The 18559-nt window shown below is 49.6% G+C and carries 19 protein-coding genes; 4 read left to right on the top strand and 15 right to left on the bottom strand.

Annotation, left to right across the window (positions count from 1 at the left end; all coding sequences use genetic code 11):
* The first annotated feature begins 88 nt into the window (after positions 1-88).
* The gene (locus tag G523_RS0114990; protein ID WP_155802814.1) at positions 89-4369 is read left to right on the top strand and encodes an NACHT domain-containing protein; all 4281 of its coding nucleotides are present in this window, start codon (positions 89-91) and stop codon (positions 4367-4369) included.
* Positions 4370-4441: 72 nt separating this feature from the next.
* A complete protein-coding gene (gene wecB / locus G523_RS0114985) occupies positions 4442-5596 on the top strand; it encodes a non-hydrolyzing UDP-N-acetylglucosamine 2-epimerase (RefSeq protein WP_027441800.1) in 1155 nt (384 codons plus the stop codon).
* Here wecB and G523_RS19535 read toward each other — a convergent pair.
* From G523_RS19535 to G523_RS0114970, 3 genes are all read right to left on the bottom strand, one after another.
* Entirely contained in the window at positions 5583-6338 is a 756-nt protein-coding gene (locus tag G523_RS19535) for a WecB/TagA/CpsF family glycosyltransferase (protein ID WP_022695883.1), read from the bottom strand. The genes wecB and G523_RS19535 overlap by 14 nt on opposite strands.
* Positions 6338-7447: a prenyltransferase/squalene oxidase repeat-containing protein gene (locus G523_RS19530; protein WP_022695882.1), complete on the bottom strand. Its 1110-nt coding sequence runs from the start codon at positions 7445-7447 to the stop codon at positions 6338-6340. The genes G523_RS19535 and G523_RS19530 overlap by 1 nt, the downstream gene beginning before the upstream one ends.
* Before the next feature lie 144 nt (positions 7448-7591).
* Positions 7592-10132 carry a glycoside hydrolase 5 family protein gene (locus G523_RS0114970; protein ID WP_022695881.1) on the bottom strand — a complete coding sequence of 847 codons (2541 nt, stop codon included), beginning with the start codon at positions 10130-10132 and terminating at the stop codon, positions 7592-7594.
* Between the two features lie 454 nt (positions 10133-10586).
* Here G523_RS0114970 and G523_RS0114960 point away from each other — a divergent pair, with 454 nt between their 5' ends.
* Complete coding sequence (locus G523_RS0114960) at positions 10587-11102, top strand: antirestriction protein ArdA (protein ID WP_022695880.1); 516 nt, start codon at positions 10587-10589, stop codon at positions 11100-11102.
* Position 11103: 1 nt separating this feature from the next.
* Complete coding sequence (locus tag G523_RS0114955; protein ID WP_022695879.1) at positions 11104-11394, top strand: hypothetical protein; 291 nt, start codon at positions 11104-11106, stop codon at positions 11392-11394.
* 7 nt (positions 11395-11401) lie between these two features.
* Here the strand turns inward: G523_RS0114955 and G523_RS0114950 are convergent, their stop codons facing one another.
* The 12 genes from G523_RS0114950 to G523_RS0114895 all read right to left on the bottom strand — a co-directional run bounded on the left by G523_RS0114950 (position 11402) and on the right by G523_RS0114895 (position 18558).
* Complete coding sequence (locus G523_RS0114950) at positions 11402-12142, bottom strand: hypothetical protein (RefSeq protein ID WP_155802811.1); 741 nt, start codon at positions 12140-12142, stop codon at positions 11402-11404.
* The gene (locus tag G523_RS0114945; RefSeq protein WP_022695877.1) at positions 12090-12383 is read right to left on the bottom strand and encodes a hypothetical protein; all 294 of its coding nucleotides are present in this window, start codon (positions 12381-12383) and stop codon (positions 12090-12092) included. The genes G523_RS0114950 and G523_RS0114945 overlap by 53 nt, the downstream gene beginning before the upstream one ends.
* Entirely contained in the window at positions 12367-12738 is a 372-nt protein-coding gene (locus G523_RS0114940; protein ID WP_155802808.1) for a hypothetical protein, read from the bottom strand. Before G523_RS0114940 ends, G523_RS0114945 begins: the two co-directional genes overlap by 17 nt.
* Positions 12739-12884: 146 nt before the next feature.
* The gene (locus G523_RS19525) at positions 12885-14165 is read right to left on the bottom strand and encodes a relaxase/mobilization nuclease domain-containing protein (RefSeq protein WP_022695875.1); all 1281 of its coding nucleotides are present in this window, start codon (positions 14163-14165) and stop codon (positions 12885-12887) included.
* Positions 14162-14575, bottom strand: a complete 414-nt coding sequence (locus G523_RS0114930) for a plasmid mobilization relaxosome protein MobC (RefSeq protein WP_022695874.1) — start codon at positions 14573-14575, stop codon at positions 14162-14164. The genes G523_RS19525 and G523_RS0114930 overlap by 4 nt, the downstream gene beginning before the upstream one ends.
* Positions 14572-14748, bottom strand: coding sequence for a hypothetical protein (locus tag G523_RS20980; protein WP_022695873.1), 177 nt, complete (start codon positions 14746-14748; stop codon positions 14572-14574). Before G523_RS20980 ends, G523_RS0114930 begins: the two co-directional genes overlap by 4 nt.
* Before the next feature lie 7 nt (positions 14749-14755).
* Entirely contained in the window at positions 14756-15847 is a 1092-nt protein-coding gene (locus tag G523_RS19520; protein WP_022695872.1) for a tyrosine-type recombinase/integrase, read from the bottom strand.
* Complete coding sequence (locus tag G523_RS0114915) at positions 15844-16050, bottom strand: hypothetical protein (protein ID WP_022695871.1); 207 nt, start codon at positions 16048-16050, stop codon at positions 15844-15846. The genes G523_RS19520 and G523_RS0114915 overlap by 4 nt, the downstream gene beginning before the upstream one ends.
* Positions 16043-16705: a hypothetical protein gene (locus G523_RS0114910; protein ID WP_022695870.1), complete on the bottom strand. Its 663-nt coding sequence runs from the start codon at positions 16703-16705 to the stop codon at positions 16043-16045. The genes G523_RS0114915 and G523_RS0114910 overlap by 8 nt, the downstream gene beginning before the upstream one ends.
* Before the next feature lie 81 nt (positions 16706-16786).
* A complete protein-coding gene (locus G523_RS20975; RefSeq protein ID WP_022695869.1) occupies positions 16787-16960 on the bottom strand; it encodes a hypothetical protein in 174 nt (57 codons plus the stop codon).
* Positions 16953-18002 (bottom strand): phage portal protein, encoded by a 1050-nt coding sequence (locus G523_RS0114900; protein ID WP_022695868.1) that lies wholly within the window; start codon positions 18000-18002, stop codon positions 16953-16955. Before G523_RS0114900 ends, G523_RS20975 begins: the two co-directional genes overlap by 8 nt.
* Entirely contained in the window at positions 17989-18558 is a 570-nt protein-coding gene (locus G523_RS0114895) for a hypothetical protein (RefSeq protein WP_022695867.1), read from the bottom strand. The genes G523_RS0114900 and G523_RS0114895 overlap by 14 nt, the downstream gene beginning before the upstream one ends.
* Position 18559: the final 1 nt, after the last annotated feature.

Here is an 18559-nt window from a genome sequence, read left to right as displayed (position 1 = left end):
TTTGTTTTGAATCGTATAACTTGTTCGAAGTTTTGAAACCATATACTTTTCAATCATAATGAACATAGTTTCAAATCACCACATTCAGTTGGATCGTACTTTCCACGAGCTATCCAGCTATTCCCGAGAAAACGACGATATCGAGATCAGCGATGCGTTTCACATCGGTGATAGCCTCACCTGGAACGACGTGCTCCTCGAACGTAGGATTGTTATTCTATCTGAAGCCGGTTCAGGAAAAACCTCTGAAATATACAATGTCGCCAATCATCAACGATCACTCGGAAGGTACTCCTTTTTTCTTCGCCTTGAGCACCTTGCCGAAGATTTCGAGTTATCATTTGAAGTAGGAACACTCGCTGAATTCGAAGAATGGCAGGCCTCACTCGAAGAAGCATGGATTTTCTTAGATTCCGTAGATGAGGCGCGACTAAGAAGCCCTTCTGATTTTGAGAAGGCCATCAAGCGGCTGGGCCAAAAACTAAAGTCATCTAAAGAACGAGCTCACATTGTCATCACATCAAGGCCCTACGCTTGGAGACCAAAAACTGACCTCATTGTGTGTGAGCGATACTTGTCCGTCGGCCTTTCAAATTCTAGCACCACAATTGCCGGTCCTCCAGTTTCGAAGTCCGACCCGATTGAGAAGGTCTACGAACCTGACGAACCAAACGATAAACCGCTAATCAAAATATTAGTCATCGATGAACTTTCCCATTCGCAGATCGTTAAGTTTGCAGACGAAATAGGCGTTTCAAACTCTAAGGAGTTTCTAAACGCTGTTGAGAGAGCGGACGCTTGGCACTTCACAACGCGCCCTCAAGACCTAATAGAACTGACTGAGTTTTGGATAAACGAAGGAAGGATCGGTTCAAAACTTGAGTTGATACAAAACAGCATCCAAAGAAGACTATCCGAACGCGATCAAAGTCGCGCAGAATCGGCCTCAATCTCCATTGCGGATGCACGGCTAGGCGCACAAATGTTAGCGGCAGCGTCAACGTTGGCGGCTGAAGCAAACATACAAATTCAAGATGGAGCGCCGCTCAGTTCTAAGAGTATTGCGGTCCCCTCGGTCCTGCGCGAGTGGGACGACAACAAGCGAAATGCACTGCTTTCCAGACCCATTTTTGATGAAGCGATATATGGAACGGTTCGCTTCCATCACCGTTCAGTCCGAGAATACTTAACGGCCGAGTGGTTTGCGGAGCTGCTCTCGCGCAATACGTCGACGCGATCCGTCTATGACATACTGTTTAAATCTCAATACGGTCTATTCGTAATCCCACCACGCATTAGGCCCATTTTACCATGGCTTGCGCTGTTGAATGACGGCGTTCGAATACACTTGGAAAACAATTTTCCAGAGGTTTTACTAGAAGGCGGCGCCCCCAGCGAGCTACCACTCTCAACGCGAAGAACCGTGTTGCACGATGTTTGTAAAAAAATGTCGGAGGGAAAGTACCTCAGAGGCCAGTCCGATCTAGAAATGGCCCAAAGATTCGCGAGATGCGATCTCTTCGACGACATGCAGAAATTGCTCGGCTTTTACCGACACAACGACGATGTGATCGCGTTCCTACTAAGGATGATTTGGCTCGGAGAGATCTCTGGTCTTTCAAGCGAAACTATCAGAGTCGCAATAAGCTCGAGCTACTCTAAGTACACGCGGGTGCTAGCAATTAGGGCAATTTCTGCAATCGGCAGCAAGGAAGATCTAGCCCAGATAAAAAAAGCTCTATCGGATGATCAAGACAAGATAGAACGCACTATATTCAGTGAAGTTGTTGCATCGGACCTCTCGGAAGCGCGCCAATTGCACTGGCTGCTCCAGATGTTTCCCAAAGTAATATCGAAGGACAGATACGTCTCTGACGATCTCGACCACACGATTGCGGCAGCAATCGACAAAGCCGATTTGTCCGACCTTCCGGATTTCATAGTGGGGCTTTCCGCCCACTTGAGGTCAGAACCGAGTGTCGAAAAAAAGTTCTGCGATGTTTCGAGAGAGTATTACTGGCTTCTCCCTTATATGTTCTTTTCAATCAAAAGATTGATCGAGGCACGTAACCACTTTTGTCTGGAAGAGCCGTCACTCTCAGCTATTTCGATGTTATCTGATGCAAATTTTTATCAAAATGACGGTGTGGCCGCTGAGTTAAGACAATTAGTGCCCGAATGGCAGGAGCTTAATAACGCCGCTTTTTGGCACGACATCGAAGCGGCTCGGTCTGAAGATCACTCTTCGAAGCAAAGAGTCACCCATTTTCAGAGCGCGCGTCCGTTCTTGCGTTTCTGGCAATTCAATGAAAACAATTTCAACTATTTGCTCGAACAGATTTGCAAACAACCTCTGTTAGACAACAAGTTGGTTGCTCTGTCCCTTGCGTTCAGGTTGTACGCTGATCACGGTCGACCCAGAAAATGGCTGAATGCGTTAAAGAAAGCAGCCACTCCTGATACAGAACTCGTTGATCACCTCAATCAATTTCTGAAGCCACCACCTGCCAGCGAAGCCGAGAAAAAACTCCGACGGCAAGAAGCGCAGTGGCAAAAAAAGTCCGAACAGAGAAAAGAAAAAGAAGAAAAGTATCGACATGAATGGAAGGAATACCTGGAAAAACACATCGATGACGTAACGAACACCAGCTGCGTAAGAACCGGCGAAGTATCCAATGCTCAGTACTACATTCATGAGCGCATGCGAGAATTAGAACCCTCTCACAATAAATGGTCGTCATTGAATTTAATTCCTCTGCGTGAAGAGTTCGGGACCAGAATTGTTGCAGCTTTCCGTGAAGGTGCACTGCTTTTCTGGCGCTACCACAAACCCAAAATCAGATCCGAAGGTGCCCCTGCGAACCGCACCACGTTCTACACGATTTTTGGTCTCACCGGTTTATCTTTAGAATTTGAAACAGCGCCCGAACAGATAGTGCATCTATCAAAAAACGAAGTTGATATTGCATGCCGATACGCATCCCATGAACTCAATGGATTTCCAAAATGGTTTCCTCATCTGTTCAAAGCGTATCCCGAACAAGTTTCTGACTTTCTGCTTAGAGAAATCTTTTATGAACTTCGCTCAGCCAAGAAAAACAGCTGTTCATACTATATACTGAGCGATGTCCAATGGTCAGGCGAATGGGCATGGGAACATTTAGCTCCTCACATCCTAGAGTATTTGACAAATAGCGAACCAAAAAACTTTGATCAGCTTTGTCAGCTCATTTCTATCCTACAACGATCCTCCATATCAGATGAAACGTTAGCCGAACTGGCACGATCTAAATTATCTAAGCTTCGACGGCCAAAACACTTAGCCGCATGGTTTTCAGTTCTCGTGGGAACATCTCCTTCCGACGGCATCACCAAACTGACCTATTACCTGGAAAGAAAAACAGACGAGCAGGCCAGCGAACTAGTAATGAGATTTTTGGTCAACCTAATGGGGAAACTACGGTCTCCAGGTTTATCGGCGAGAAAATCCTATCTGCAATCCGACACCCTTAAGTCGTTATATTTTTTAGTGATCCGTTTCATTCGATTTGAAGATGATATCAATCGAGCAGGCAGGGGAGCTTATTCACCAACATTAAGGGACGATGCTCAAGAAGCGCGAGATCGAATTTTTACATTACTCACCGAGCAAAGTGGCAAGTCTGCATTTATCGCTCTAAACGACATAGCAGTTCAAAATCCTGAGCGTCCGTGGCTAAAAGGTTATGTGATCAACAGGGCGATAAAAGATTCCGAAATGGCACCATGGACCTGCGATCAGGTACTCCAGTTTCACAATAATCTTGACCTAACCCCTAAAGATCATCGCGAGCTGGCGAGCCTAACCAAACTCCGGCTCGAAGATTTAAAGCATCACTTAGAGCATGGGGACGATAGCATCGCAAACGTACTCATCCGCGCTGATCAGGAAACTGAACTAAGAAACTTCATTGGGCATGAGCTCAGAAGGTTTTCCAATGGCCGGTACTCAGTAACGCAAGAAGAAGAAATGGCTGACGCAAAAAGACCGGACTTACGGGTTACCGGGAATGGCTTCGATGCCCCGGTTCCGATAGAGTTGAAGATTGCAGATAACTGGTCCGGTCAACAATTATTCGAACGATTAGAAAACCAACTGTGCCGAAGCTATCTCAGGGATTCACGCTCTAAGTATGGCTTCTTCGCACTTATCTATCGCGGAGAAAAATCGGGCTGGGATGTCCCCAATAGCGAAAGCCGTTGCGATTTTAATGCACTCATACAGTGCCTCAGAAATCGTTGGATCGAAATTTCTAAGAATTTCTCTTACGTTGAAGATATCCACATTGTCGGATTGGATTTGACCGCGAGGAAGACCTTACCGCAGTAGAAAACGGATCATTGGAACATATCTTGAATGCAACACTGCATAGTGTCCCAACAAGGTGCAGTTGAATTCACGATGCCGCTTTTAGTCAAAAAAACAGCCCTCGTCTTCATCGGAACAAGGCCTGAGGCGATCAAAATGGCACCTTTGGTTCGTGAGCTAAAGCTGCAACCAAGCTTCAATGTCATTTTGTGCTCATCCGGCCAGCACGAAGACATGCTCAATCAAGCGCTGTCGGACTTCGACCTCGCCGCTGACATTGAACTGAATGCGATGCGAGGTAACCGTTCGCTCTCAAACCTAGTAGCAACCATGCTTGCTGATTTTCAGAGCGTCATTGGACGCGTGAAGCCTGACGTGATCCTCGTGCACGGAGACACGGCCACGACCCTCGCTGGGTCTCTTGCAGCATACTTCAATCAAATCCCGTTAGCGCACGTGGAAGCGGGTTTGCGTACTTACGATAAGCACTCGCCATGGCCAGAAGAGATTAACCGCAGAGTTGCCGACCTCACAGCTGACCTGTACTTCGCGCCGACCTCATCAGCGCGTCAAAATCTCTTGGATGAAGGCGCGCGCTCAAGCGACATCATCGTTACAGGAAACACCGTGATCGACGCTCTCCTGCTAACGGCAGAACGTCTTGATAACTCGCCTGATCTTCAGATGCATGCAGACGCAATTCTTCCCAGGCTTGATCCAGCAAAAAAGTTAGTTCTGGTAACATCCCACCGGCGAGAAAATCTCGGAGCCGGGCTGGAGAATATCTGCGATGCCATCAGGAATATTTCCAACCGCGATAACGTTGAGATCGTCTTTCCCGTTCACATGAACCCGAAAGTTAGAACTACCGTGGACGCGAAGTTAAGCGCGCTCCCTAATGTTCATCTAACCGAGCCGTTGAACTACCTGTCATTCGTCAGAGTGATGTCCAGAGCATACCTAGTCATCTCCGATTCAGGGGGCATCCAAGAAGAAGCCCCCTCGCTAGGCGTTCCGGTTCTGGTCACGCGCGATACAACTGAGCGCCCCGAGGCGGCGGAGGCCGGTACAGTTCGATTGGTGGGAACAAATACTGATAACATCGTGCGGAACGCAGACCGCTTACTCAGCAATCCAGCTGCACATCGTACAATGTCTGAAATCAAGAACCCATACGGCGACGGTACGGCTTCAAAGATAATTGTGAAAGAATTAGCGCGCCGGCTGACGGCGCTTATGCCCGCCTAAACCGGTGGGCAACTAACTCTGTTACAGCGCGCACAGTAAATACCGTATTGGTAACGGCGTATCTTTTCACAAGCCTGCGGGGCTCTTGAATCATTCGATAAAACCACTCGAGACCGCTCGCTTGCATCCATTGCGGCGCGCGTTTGCGAAGCCCTGACAATACATCGAAGCTTCCACCTACAGGAACTGCAATACGAACGCCCAAAGTATCCCAATACTTGGACAAAAACAGTTCCTGGCGCGGCGCGCCCATCCCAACAAATATGATGTCTGCACCTGACCGGCGGATTTCTCGTGCCACAGTTTCAGCTTCGCTATCGGAGAAATATCCATTCCGCGCGCCAGCTATTTTCAGGCCTTCTATCTTTGCCGATAAATGTTCTGAAGATTTTGAAACAATCTCGTCCTTCGCCCCGAGGAGATAAACGGACTTTCCCTGATCTCTTGCGAGGCGTGACAGGCTCTCAACCAGATCGATGCCAGTCACGCGCTCAGGCAAGGGCCGCCCGAGTAAATGAGACAGCCAGACAATGGGTTGCCCGTCTGCCAAAGTTAGCGCTGAGCGCTGCGTAAACTCCTTCAAAAAAGACCCCGGTTTCATCCCAACCAAGATCGCGGTGTTGACAGAAGAAAGCCATCCGCTGCAACGCCCCGCGAGAGCTTCTCTCGACCAGTCCAGAACTTGTCGCTGCGTCACGGCATCGAACTCGCATCCTAAGATTTCAGAACGAGTAAATCTCATCAGTTTTGCTCCCTCAAAATCAGCGCTTCCTTTTGGAGCAGGGCTTCGAGCAAAAATTTTGTAGCCCAATTCGGATATGCCAAAGGCGTATACTTACCCCAGAAAGGATAAGATCCCGCCAGTGCGCCGCGAACCCCTTGGTTCTTCGACCCGGTATTCTGGTGATGCAAAGCAAAAGAGAGCGCAGCATCGGCACATTCGAGCCAAAACCTATCGCCGGTTTCTTCAAACAGCTTGTACCAGATGATAGCCATCTGGCAGTTTCCGGTTAGGCAGGCGTAGCGCGTATTCGCCCCACCGTTTTCGTTGATATCACCGGGAAGAAAACCGTCTTTCCTCAGATATCCAGCTACCCGTCGCGCAGCGCGCTGCGCAGCGTCTAGATAATTTTGATCGCCCAGGTTCAAACTTCCTTCTAGCAATCCCCTGATTGCATAAGCGATTGTATGAGTGAACGCGCTGTCCCCGGGCGTAAATCCGCAGTTTTCAAATAAGTCAGTGTCGTTCAACTGCGTAAGAGCCCAATCCAAATTTTTACGAGCCGCGAGTTCGTAATTTGAGTTTGGATAGACCCGGTTTAGCTCAAGCACGGCCCAGGCGGTTCTGGTGTTATAGGTATGGACACATGAATTATGCGTATTTCTGCGCCATGCTCCATCTGGATCAAGTTTTTGGAGAAGCCAGTCAGCTGCGCGGCGCGCAGCAGTCAAATATTCTTCCTTGTCAGTGTGTTTGAAGGCAGCAACCAATCCAAACAGAACCTGACCAGTATCAAATACTATACCCTCATTTCGGGCATACCGATCATTTGAAAATGAACCGTCCTCATTTTGTCTTGTAAGAAGCCAGTTGGCTGCGCGCAGCGCACGCGCTCCATAGGATTCATCTTGCCCGCGCGCCGCAAGATCAAAAAAAGCCTCTGCAATATAACCTGTTGTTTCGATATAACTCTCGCGCCAGCCAAACTTCATTCTCGTGAAGGGAACGCCGCGAAAATAATAGCCATAGCTGAACCCGCCATCAAGCGTCGCATCTTGGGCATGCATGAGCCAATCCACAGCGAACTGTCTTCTCATGGAGATATTTTCAAACGCACTATTTAACTGCATTTCCACGCTCTCGTTTGTGAACCGCCCAAGGTTGAAACACTGGAATAATCAAGAGCAATAATTGCGCCACTTACAGCAAAAAAGCCCGCCAATTTGGCGGGCTTTCGCAGCTAGAGTTAGTTTCTGAGATACCAAAAACTCGAGTTATTGATTGTAGCAGGAACTCGGTTGGTTTGCGATGCATGCCTCCACAGCCGATTGATCTAAACTTCTGCGTTCGGGCGACACATATGAAATCGCGTTTTGAATATCACCGACATTATTAGTCGCGAGCGACCACGGCCACGCTCCCGCATATCCTTGATCCAAAATCACAGAAAGAGATGCCACGCTCCCCGGATTGCTCGGCACTTCGTGCACGTAGTACTCACCAATGATAATCGGCCTGTCGGCATTATAGACACTTGCCGACGTAGCATATGGCGGATTGCTGTAGCCATTATCGTAGAAGTGCAGCTCGTAGAAATCGAGCGTTCCTGCTGGATCAGCCCCATTCAAAGATGTCAGCGTTGCGTTGGAAAAATGATTATAAAAGTCGGTGTGTGTTGACGACGTAACCTTAACATTCGGGTCTGCCACATGAATAGCGGCGGCCACCCGGTTCACAAACAGCTGTGCCGCATTGAGAGACAGCGGATATGTGGCCGGGCACCATGTGCTTTCTTCAATACCGCTTTGAACTCCAGGAGAGGAAATCATTCCTTCAGGCTCGTTGAAAACCTCCCATGCAAACATTGCCGGGTGATCTTTGACACCCTGAACCATGGGGATAAGCGCGTTATCAATATAGGACTGATACTCGCTTACCAGCATGGTCCGGTGGCTCTCCATTTGCCAGACGCCCTGATACCCCCAATCATCACCATATTCGTCGCACAGCATATCGAACGAGAAGAGGCTGAAGGTGACAAGAATTCCGCGCGCCCAAGCGTCATCAAGGATGGTCTCCAACTGATCAATGACCACCTGATCACTCACCTGATCGCTCAGGCTTGTAACAACGCCGTTGGTTTGAATGTTCGGTGTGTTGTGCCCGGTCGTATGGAGCCAAATTCGAATAGAATTGCCCCCTGCAGATTCAACCTCACCTAAACGCTGTTGTATCCCGCTGAGATTGATTGTCGGCGTCCCAATTTCGATAGAATAGCGACTGGATTCCGACCAAGCCATGTTGGCACCGACCAGCGTAACCGGAACACCGAAATGTTCGAGCTGCCCCGTCCCTACGGAACCACCGCCGCCACCTGACACAAGATCATCCAGTGAACTCCAGACTTCTTCGCCCTGGAACCAAATTCCCTCAATAGAGTCTAAAATGTCGTACTCACCGTTTAGTTTATAGACAAACACCTCACCGCCGGACTGAAGCTCGAACGTATATTCTGAGCTGTAACCGGGGTAATCAACCTGATCATACGCATCGTATCCATAATAGGCGTATTGACCGGTCGATTGACCTTGGAACGTATCTTCGCCTGAGGTGCCGAACTCTTCCACATGCGACGGTGGCTGCGAGCCACCAGACAGCAGATCGGCGACCGAGCTCCAAACTTGCTCATCCTGGAACCAGATCCCTTCAATGGAATCCATGATGTCATACTCGTAGTTTGGTTTTGTTACTGTGACCGTACCGTCAGTTTGTTCTTCAAACACAAAGTCAGATGTGTAGCCTTCGTAATCGATCTGGTCGTAGGAATCATAACCAAAGTAAGCTGTTTGACCGGTGAGAAGCCCTGAGAACACATCTTCACCAGATGTGCCATGCACTTCGGTGTGCGTCGGCGTACCGCCGCCAGACCCCGTAGTTAGTTCTTCAATCGACTTCCAAACGCCTTCACCCTGAAACCATATGCCTTCAATGGAATCCAGAATATCGTACTCACCGCTCGCCTTGGTGACGAAGACCTGACCGCTTGCCTGTAACTCGAAGGTGTAATCCGACTGACCGCCCGGATAATCGATTTGGTCATACTCACCATAACCATAGAAAATGGTCTGCCCCGTAAGCGATCCCTGAAACACGTCCTGCCCGCTGGTGCCATATTCTTCAGTATGCGTTGGCGGGTTGCCCGTGGTGATCAGATCAGCGGTCCAGCTCCAATACTGGTCCCCCTGGAACCATACGCTTTCAATGGAATCGAACATATCAAAGCCGCCATTTGGCTTGGTGACTTTGATCAAACCACTGGGATGTTCCTCGAACACATAATCTGTCGACGCGCCTTGGTAATCGACTTGGTCATCTGAAGGGCCGCCATAATAGATGGACTGACCGGTATTGGAGCCAGAGAACTGATCCACACTGGTCGAGCCAACGACTTCGACATGGTCCAGGCTTCCTCCGTTTGCGATCAGATCGTCAACCGATCTCCAAGACTGTTCATCTTCAAACCACATTCCTTCAAAATACTGCACCAAGTCCATTTGACCGTCAGATTTGTAGACGTGCAGAAATCCGTTTCCGCCGTCTAAGAAAATGTAATTATAAGCATAGCCCTCATAGTTGATCTGGTCGTAACCATCATAGCCCCAGTATGCATGCCCATTCGCTAGATATCCCGGAAACGTATCATCTTCATTCGTTCCGTAAAAATGATTTGGCTTGGTAGCGTGGGCGACGCCAATACCTGACGCAGCAAGCGTCATAGCGGATGCCGCCAACAAAATTTTCTTCCCAAAACGCATAAGAATCCCCCTTTTGATTCAAGCTTCCAATAACAACCGGATAGAAATAATGGCCTCATAGGTCTAGCCTTGGTTGCAAACTTCTTGGGGAATAGTCTTAAAAACTTTATGCCCTTTAGATCTGGAAGCCTGTTCGGTCAAAAAGGATAAATGAGTCAGCCTAAAGACTTTTCATCAAAACAGCAGAAGCTAGCCATATTTGTTCGCACCAGCATCGCTGGACGGGCTCTCGTGAACCGAGCCGAGTTTTTCGTCTCGGCCATTCGGCTTTGATCCCTCGCGAAAGGCTTAGGGGCCAGCCCCTTCAGCGCACTTCGATGAAAACAGACGGTCTCCCGAGGCTCGCAGCCAAGCCCGCTGCGCCCGCCGCCGATTTTCACACTCCGTTTGCCCACCCCGTTCTCGGCGAAGGCCAGGGTTACATGCGCAACCCTTATCTGACGGAGGTTTTAAGATGAAAAACGAAGGAGAAATCAGAATCTATGTGGCGTGTCTGGCGGCATATAATAACGGTTATCTGCACGGGGCATGGATCGATGCCACACTCGGCGAAGACACCATCTGGGATCATATCAACGAGGTTTTGAAAACCTCGCCCATAGCGGATGCGGAAGAATGGGCGATCCATGACTATGAAGGCTTTGAAGGGCTGAATATCCCTGAATACGAGGGTATTCAGAGCGTCGTCGAAAAGGCCGAATTCATCGAAGAGCATGGCCGCTTGGGCGCGCAAGTTGCGGAATATCACGGTGATTTGGAAACAGCGCGCAAAGCGCTGAGCGACGATTATGCAGGTGTCTATAAATCTCTGGCCGAGTTTGCAGAAGAGCTAACCGAACAGACCACGCAAATTCCAGACTCACTGCAATATTACATCGATTACGAACGCATGGCGCGTGACCTTGCGGTCAGTGATGTTCTGGCCGTTGAGCTTAGCTTCGAAGAAATCCACGTCTTCTGGAGCCGATAAAATGAGTTACCAGACCTATGAGATAGAATGGCAGGGGATCAGGATTTGTGTCCGCTACGCCCCTGTCAAATGGAACGTCATTTCTCACATTGAGATCGAAGCTATCGAACCAGCGAGAGCGCCTTTGCCGGTCACGCCGACTGGCTATCTCTCTCATCATATTCCGATTGGAAGCGTCGAAGCTGAATTCGACAATGTCGAGGATTGCATATTGAGCTGGCTGGATGAGCGCGCCCAGTCCACCGAATGGCGTGAACATTTAGAAAAATCGGCGCAAGGTGAGCTGTTTTGATAGTTGATCAGCCTTGAAACAACCAACAGAGCACACCAGAAATCCATGCCAGTTTTGCGAAATAATCTCCCAACCAAGAAAAACTGGAACCAAGCGCCCCAACGATCAATCCTAAGTAATCAACAACGATCAAAGAAACAATACCAAACGCGAAGCTAAACAATGCGATCCGAACACGGCGTTTGTCATCAATATACTTGTCCGCCCAAAGATACTTCTGCTGCAAGTCAGCATTCAACTGCGCTATTGTTCCGTAAGTTTGGTGATAGTAAGCAGATGCTTCTTCTATCAAGATGTCCAACTTATCATTCCGCACGTCGACATCTTTTAAAATCCGGCTGTAATTGCCCGCGTTCACAAATCTAAATGCGATGGAACCCTCTGTAGGAATACCGTAGTGCATTGGAGGGATATTAGGGACTTTTTGGAGCTTTTTCCGCAAATGCTCAGAAATGCTTCTTTGTATTTCGAACTCTCGCTTTACAATGATATCCATCGCTTCAGCAGAGTCAGATACTAATTGCTTCACCGCCACCCTGAGACACTTCTTAAAGTGTCGCTCATCATTCAAGAGTTCAGGATGAGATTCAAGGTAAGTGCGAAATCGCCTCGAGACATAAGAATACGACAATCTCTGTCGAAGAGTGCGATCACCTTCATTCAATCCTGACAAATGACCATGAAGAAAATGAAACTTATCTGTGTAGTGCCGGATCAAATTCTCTGGATTGATCCACGGCGCGTTCATTCGATTTGCCCCCAAAGACATAACTCAAGAAACCCAACAAAGGGAACGATTTTCGCTTTTCTTTTGTATCTGGAAATGCCGCTCTGAAGCTTGCCAGTTGCTCCTCTTCGAGCTCTCTGATGATAAACTCAGAAAGCTCTTCAGAGGTAATATCGCAAAACGGTTTACCGAAATGACTCTCCATATCCCGGATCCGTTTTCTTGTATCGCTCAACTCTGTAACCTCAGACGTTTTCTCCATACATCACCCCCACTTCGTGAAGAACTTGAAATGCAACCTCTTCACTAGAAATATACGGATGATTCGCTCTAAAGTCATTAATTACGTCTTGACACTTCGGTGTCAGCGGAAACTGTATCGTCTTTTGTCCCTTGAGAGTTCCTGAGCTGAAACTTTCCCAGACATCACGTACGGGCATGTCATCACTTTTAGCCAACTTTGCTCCAAGGCACGTCTTCTCACGTCTAAGGACGGCAAGATCCTCATTTTTCTTACTGAAAAACAACAACATTTTGGAGTTTGATTCACGAGGAACTCTAAAGCTCACATGGCGTGTTTCATCGACTTTCGAATAAGCAAATCCAGTTCCCGACATCCTACCTAATTCTCCGTAAACAGATGTTGTGTGGCAGCAGCTGACTTTAAATAGAATTTTGGATAAGTTAAGCCCAAAAGCGCATAATTTTCATCTAGTAATGGTGCCCTGTTAATATTTCACCGGATAAGTAGCTGACCCACGTTCTAATAACTTCGCCCGAAACGATCTCGTATCGTTAAAGGCTTACCCAGCTCAGACGCATAACGAGCTTTCAAGTCTTCGAGTCTTGTCTTTTGCTGTGCCTGAGTTTTCTTTGTGCGCTCATGCTCCGCTCGAAGCCGTTCACGCTCTTCCTTCTGGGATAAGATCAATTCATCGCGGCGCTTTTGATCACGCTTTAAAGCGTCCCATGCCTCCCGCTCATTGAGCTTCTGAATGCGCGCATGTTCGCCGCTCACCCTGTCCCACATGCCACCAATGCCGCCTCGGAAACGTACCTGACGTGCAATCGCTGCGCACCGCTGCTCTTCTTCCACTCGCCTGAAGGCATTAGCGCGAAATAGGCGCTGTTCCTCCACCAGCTTTTGACGCGCCAGCCTCTGTTCCGCAATGCGCTTCTTTTCCTGATTTTCGCGCTCAGTATCAATGCGCGAAACCGTTTCGATCATTCGGCTCGCAACAATCGCCTTGGCATCTTCAACGCCTTGATACTTTTCGGGGGCACCCAGCCGCGCTTTGACGTCCTTTGCTTTGATGCCGATCTGCCGCGCCAGAGAGTGAACCTCCATGTCGCGGTCCAGAACCACAAAGCCGCGCTTATCGCCCTTGGCAAGGACATAGCCGCGCTCTTTTAGCGCGTGAGTGAAGGCCTCTTTGTTGTCCGAGATAGCCCAGGCATCCTGAATAGCCGCTTTACGGTCCCTTGGGTCCTTACCAAACCGCTGTGCTTGCTGCCACTCTGCGAAGGTAAAGGCCTTTGTGTCGGACTTGGAGCGATCAGCAAGACCGTCTGGCATTTTAATACCATGCACGATGTGCAGCTCCCGTGAAACTTCAAGCAGTTTGATTTTGGTATGAGACAGCCGAATGGCTTTCATCTCACCCGTGTCTATACGGCTCCAAACGGCGTGAGCATGTCTGCGGTTTACAGTGTCTCGTTCGACATTTTGCGCCGTTAGCTTTTCATGAAAGACGATTGCTCGCGGCTGACCTGTCAGGCCGAGCTTCGCTTCTGCCTTGTCGATTGCAGCGATGAACTGCTCCGTCGTTAGGTTTCTATCTGGGGGTGGGTTGATGCTGAGGCTGAACAGAAATTGCTTGCAGCGCGTGCCACGGCTGAGCGCGTCCGCTTCTTTGAAAGCATCATGGAGATTGTCGCTCGCAAAGCCCGACACCTCGTGGACGAGAACGTGATCGTTCTCGTCCTTCATGAGATGGTTTGCGAGATCAGTAGCTCCGCCGCGCTGGGAACCTTTCAGGATCATGCTGTTCTGGACTTTGGCTTCAAGCCGAGTGCTTTCACAAGCAGATCGCGCATATCCTGAATTGCATCACAAGCAGCAAAAAGTTCGTCTTCCAGTTCAAGGGAAACCGGAAGCGCGCCCATATTTGCAGCCTTGGCAATTTGGTTGAGGTTCGAGGCAAGGCGAGACTTGCCCAGCTCTCCCATGGATTTCGCAAGCAGCTGCATATTCTCATCAGGCCGACGAAGCTTGTATTGTCTCGGTGTTTGTTTATCTCCGAACAATTGTTCGCGGATGTAGGCACTGACGCTTTTGCTCTTCGAACGGGCCTTCAACATTGCGCGTTCTTCAGCAGAAAGCCGGAGAGAGAACGGCACATAGTCTGTCTCTTTCCGCATTGCAGATTCTAAATTGAAATTCTTGGAGATCATGCCGGACCTCCATCAAGATCAGGCTCATCCATTCCGCTATCCGGTGGCCCGAATTGCTTGTGGAAGTGTTCGGGATAATCCTCATAAAGGCACTGCAGCTGGGCTTCCCAATCGAGTAATTCTTCAAAAACGTCGTGCAGAGAGTTCGAGGTTAGTCCCTCCCTCTCCGCCATTCATCTTTCATTTTCCTTTGTTCTCAAAGGGCTTCGCGTCCGAATTGGCGAACCTGTTCTGGTGGTTAGCCAGATTATGTTCGCCATCCGTCCCATAAAGGCGTAAAAACGCCTGATCAGCGCCTCGAGCGCGGTCAGCCGCGTCGATATAGCGTTGAACCTCTTTAAGTGTTCTGTGACCTGTCACGGCCTGAATTTGTGGAGCAGTGCACCCGGCATCAGCCAAGCGAACCGCACAGGCTTTCCTCAAACCGTGTGCCGAGAACTCTTTTCCGATCCCCGCATTATTCAGCTTTTCGCGGAACCAATTCCCGAACGCTTTTGCTGATCTTTGTTGCCCGTATTCAGTTTCCACAAACAACATTTGCGTTTTAGGCATGGCGTCGATTTCAACACGCAATTCACCTAGAATCGGCACGGAAACAAATTCACTGGTTTTCTGTTGTGTGTACTCAAGCCGACCATTCCGAATGTGCTGACGCCCGAGCGCAACAGCATCAGACCGCCGAGCCCCAATGTTCAGCATCAATTCGAATATTCGCCGTTCACGGGTGCCAGATTCATACTTGGCGCGATACTTGGCAATTTCGCTTTCACCCCAAGTTCGAAATCCTTCGCTTTTGATCGGGAAAGGCTTGATCGAGATTGCCGGGTTATCATTCCGCATTTCGTGATCAAGCGCGACCCGCATCAAGATTTTCAGCAGCTTCAAAAGATTGTTCGCCGCCGAAGGTCGATCCCGCATCTTGTCGAGTATCTGGATAATGTGCTTGCGTTGCAGGCCAGACACTGAAAGCCGTCCATACTCTGAACGGAAGTTCTCAAGAATGCCGCGATATGTCGTTTTCGTGCTGTCTCGAAGTCGATCAAACGCCGCTGTCTGATAATAGCGATTTATCAGTGAATCGATTGAACCGGGTTTGACGGTAACGGTTTTCGGTTTCCCGCCTGCCCGGGCTTCCGCCAAGCGAGAAGCAAAGTCAGGATGATCAGGCGAAGGGAGAGAAACCGTTCGGCCTTTAGACCGATAGCGCCAGCGTGTTCGCCCGTGCCGATCCTGATATGATGAAACGCCTTTCAGACCGAGATTGCGGTTCATTTCAACACCTCATCCCAGTCGTTGTTATCAGGCTTGGAGATCGTCGAGGCTTCACCGATCAGAACTTCTATAGTTTCGCCATTTCGCGACTGACGAAAACAGCCAGGCATCCCTGCCGAACGAAATTTCGGAGCGTATTCCAGCGCCAAATCGGCCAGCGCCTTTTTCTCGTGTTTGGTAAAGACAGAACGGCGATCAGTCATGCTTCTGCACTTTCTGCTCGTCACAAGCGAGAGCAACGCCGAGTTGGAAAATTTGCCCGCTAACGCAGGAACGCTTCGTTCGAATACCTCCCAAAATGGGCTCAAAGCCATCGATGTGCTTAAAACCTGAATCGGTATTGCACATAACCTTTCCTTTGAAAGGCACGACCAATTCACCTACGATTTCTTGGCCATGCATCTCCCATCGGAACAACTCGGCCAAAACGTCAAAGTCGTATATTCTCAGGTGAAAGCCTTCATTCAAGAACCGACCTGAAGCCGCTTCAAGGCCCATCGTTCCGGGCAGTGAAATAATGTGCGCAAGCACCTCTTCCAGCGTCTGACCTCGAAACAACTCTGCAAATCGTTGCGGCGTGATCGTTTCATAGCCACGATAATTCTTTTTGAATTCTGGCGAGAAAGGTATCGCGCTAAAACGCTTAACCCGCTCTACACATTGCGAAGGGCCATCGGTGGTTAAAAGAGCAATGATCATCCGTGCGCCGTCGAGAGGTGTCATTTCAGGCGCGCTCCGCCCCCTTCCGCCGGTGGTCATCAATCCGGCCTCTTTCAAAAAGCGAGCATAAACAGTCACTGTTTTTAGTGGCTGTGTGAAAATGTTGGCTACCGCCTCATTAAACGCTGCTGCTTTCATGTCATTTGTATATCGTGCAAATCATGATCGATCAAGCTTCTTTTGTGTAAAATACAAAAGAAAACCGCCCTTGTTGATCGGCTAGTTTAAAGTCCCGATTTCATCAAACGGCTTACGGCCCGCTTCCTTACAGCCATGCTTGATCGAGAGAATTTCGAACCAAGCCAATGATCGAAGGTCCGGTGGTATTTGCACCATCAGCTCTGCGAGTTCACGTATCTGTTCAGGTGTTGCCGGGTTATCATCGTCAGTCATACTCATTTCCCCAATCTACCATTTCCATCGCTTGTTTAGGATCAATTCCAGCCTCTTTCGCTTGCGCCAGAGCGCCAATGATTGCTGTGATTGCACGAGCCCGACCGCCAGCGTCGAAGGCTTGTAATGGTCGCAATGTGTCGATTGAAATAGAGCCACCGAGCTTGGCGCTTGCCTCTTCTGCCATGAGCGCCGCAATGGGTTGTAGCTGCCATTGGGCAACATGCCTTTGAGCTTCTCTCACGAGCGGCCCGGTCGTCGCTGCATTGGCAAGGCCGGGCAGTACACCAAACGCCAGACAGATTGCGTCACGCGCCTGATTCAGCGTTTCTCGTGTCATGGCTTTAGACAGGTCTGGTGTAAGATCGTTTGATTTCCAATCGCTCATTGGCCCGGGACCACCTGCCGCCGTGACATTCATGCTTTCCCTGATCAGCACCTTGCCGCGATTGCCTCGAAACCCCCGTGCCAGCGCCTCAATGTCAGTTTCAGGAGCTTCAGGGAATGGCACAATCTGAGAAGCAATTGGGGCGGTCTCATAGACTTCAGACAAAGCCGTTTCCACGGCCTGTAATAGTCCCGCCGTGAGTTGAGCCCGCTTCAGTGGTGCCGTGCCGTAATAAGGCGCTGACACATCGGCCCCGATTCGAAAGTGAAGCACCTCACCGGCAAGTGCCGTTTCCGTGCGTCCACCGCCAGCTTCAGAAATTGAAACCCGATAGGCGAGCGGTTCAGCGTCACGGGTTTTCAGATCCCAATCAGAACAAGGAATAAGTCCGTCACGAATTAAAAACACCGCTTCGCCGCGCAAGGCCAAAGCCCGTGCGGTGAGCGCCAAAGTGCGCCGGTCCAGAAAGTCCGTTCCCTTAACATCAGCAAGGCTTAGACCGCCTTCCCACAATGAAACGCAACTTTGCACCGTTGCTGTAAGTTGCCCGATACCAGACCGGCCCGAAATATATGCTTCGCGAGCGGCCATGATTTCAGCCGTAAAGCCAGACGACGTAGACCGCTTTTCTTCTTTCCGCTTAAATGGCCACATTTCCGGCCCTCCGATACTTGCGCAAAAGATCAGCTGCCCCGCTCAATGACATTGCCTTTGCTGCGAACGCCGCAATGCGCGTCTCTCCGTCGCCATGGCCAATGTAAGCGAACGAATCTTTGAATTGTTCGGCAATGCCGCGCGAGTATTCGTGAAGCCGCCTGAAAGCTTCCTGCACCGCTTCCGGCGGGTCATCAGTGCTTCCAACCGTTGCCGTCACTCGATAGGTTTCCCCATCAGTCGTATCCAGACCGCCAAGCGGCCCAGCCGTCAGAGTTGTTTCGGCCCAGGCATCATCTTGCCAAACTTCGATTGTCGCGATGGTCGCTGGATACAGAGGCGCTTGCCACTCGCCCCCGCCTTGTACCGTCCAGATCACAGAGCGTTCGCCCCAACGATAGGCAATCCAGCTTTCCAGCCGTTGCCACACCGCCTCTACATTCACCGTTGCAACGCCGTGCCCTTCTACGCCGGTCGGAAGTTCCCAATGAGCGAATTGCGTGACTTCAGGACGTTCTGCCGGGATCGCTTCCTGTTGTTTTAGGGTCGTCGCCATG

It is taken from the genome of Ponticaulis koreensis DSM 19734 (assembly GCF_000420665.1).
Lineage (GTDB): Bacteria > Pseudomonadota > Alphaproteobacteria > Caulobacterales > Hyphomonadaceae > Ponticaulis > Ponticaulis koreensis.
This window is presented reverse-complemented; position numbering and strand designations above follow the sequence as displayed.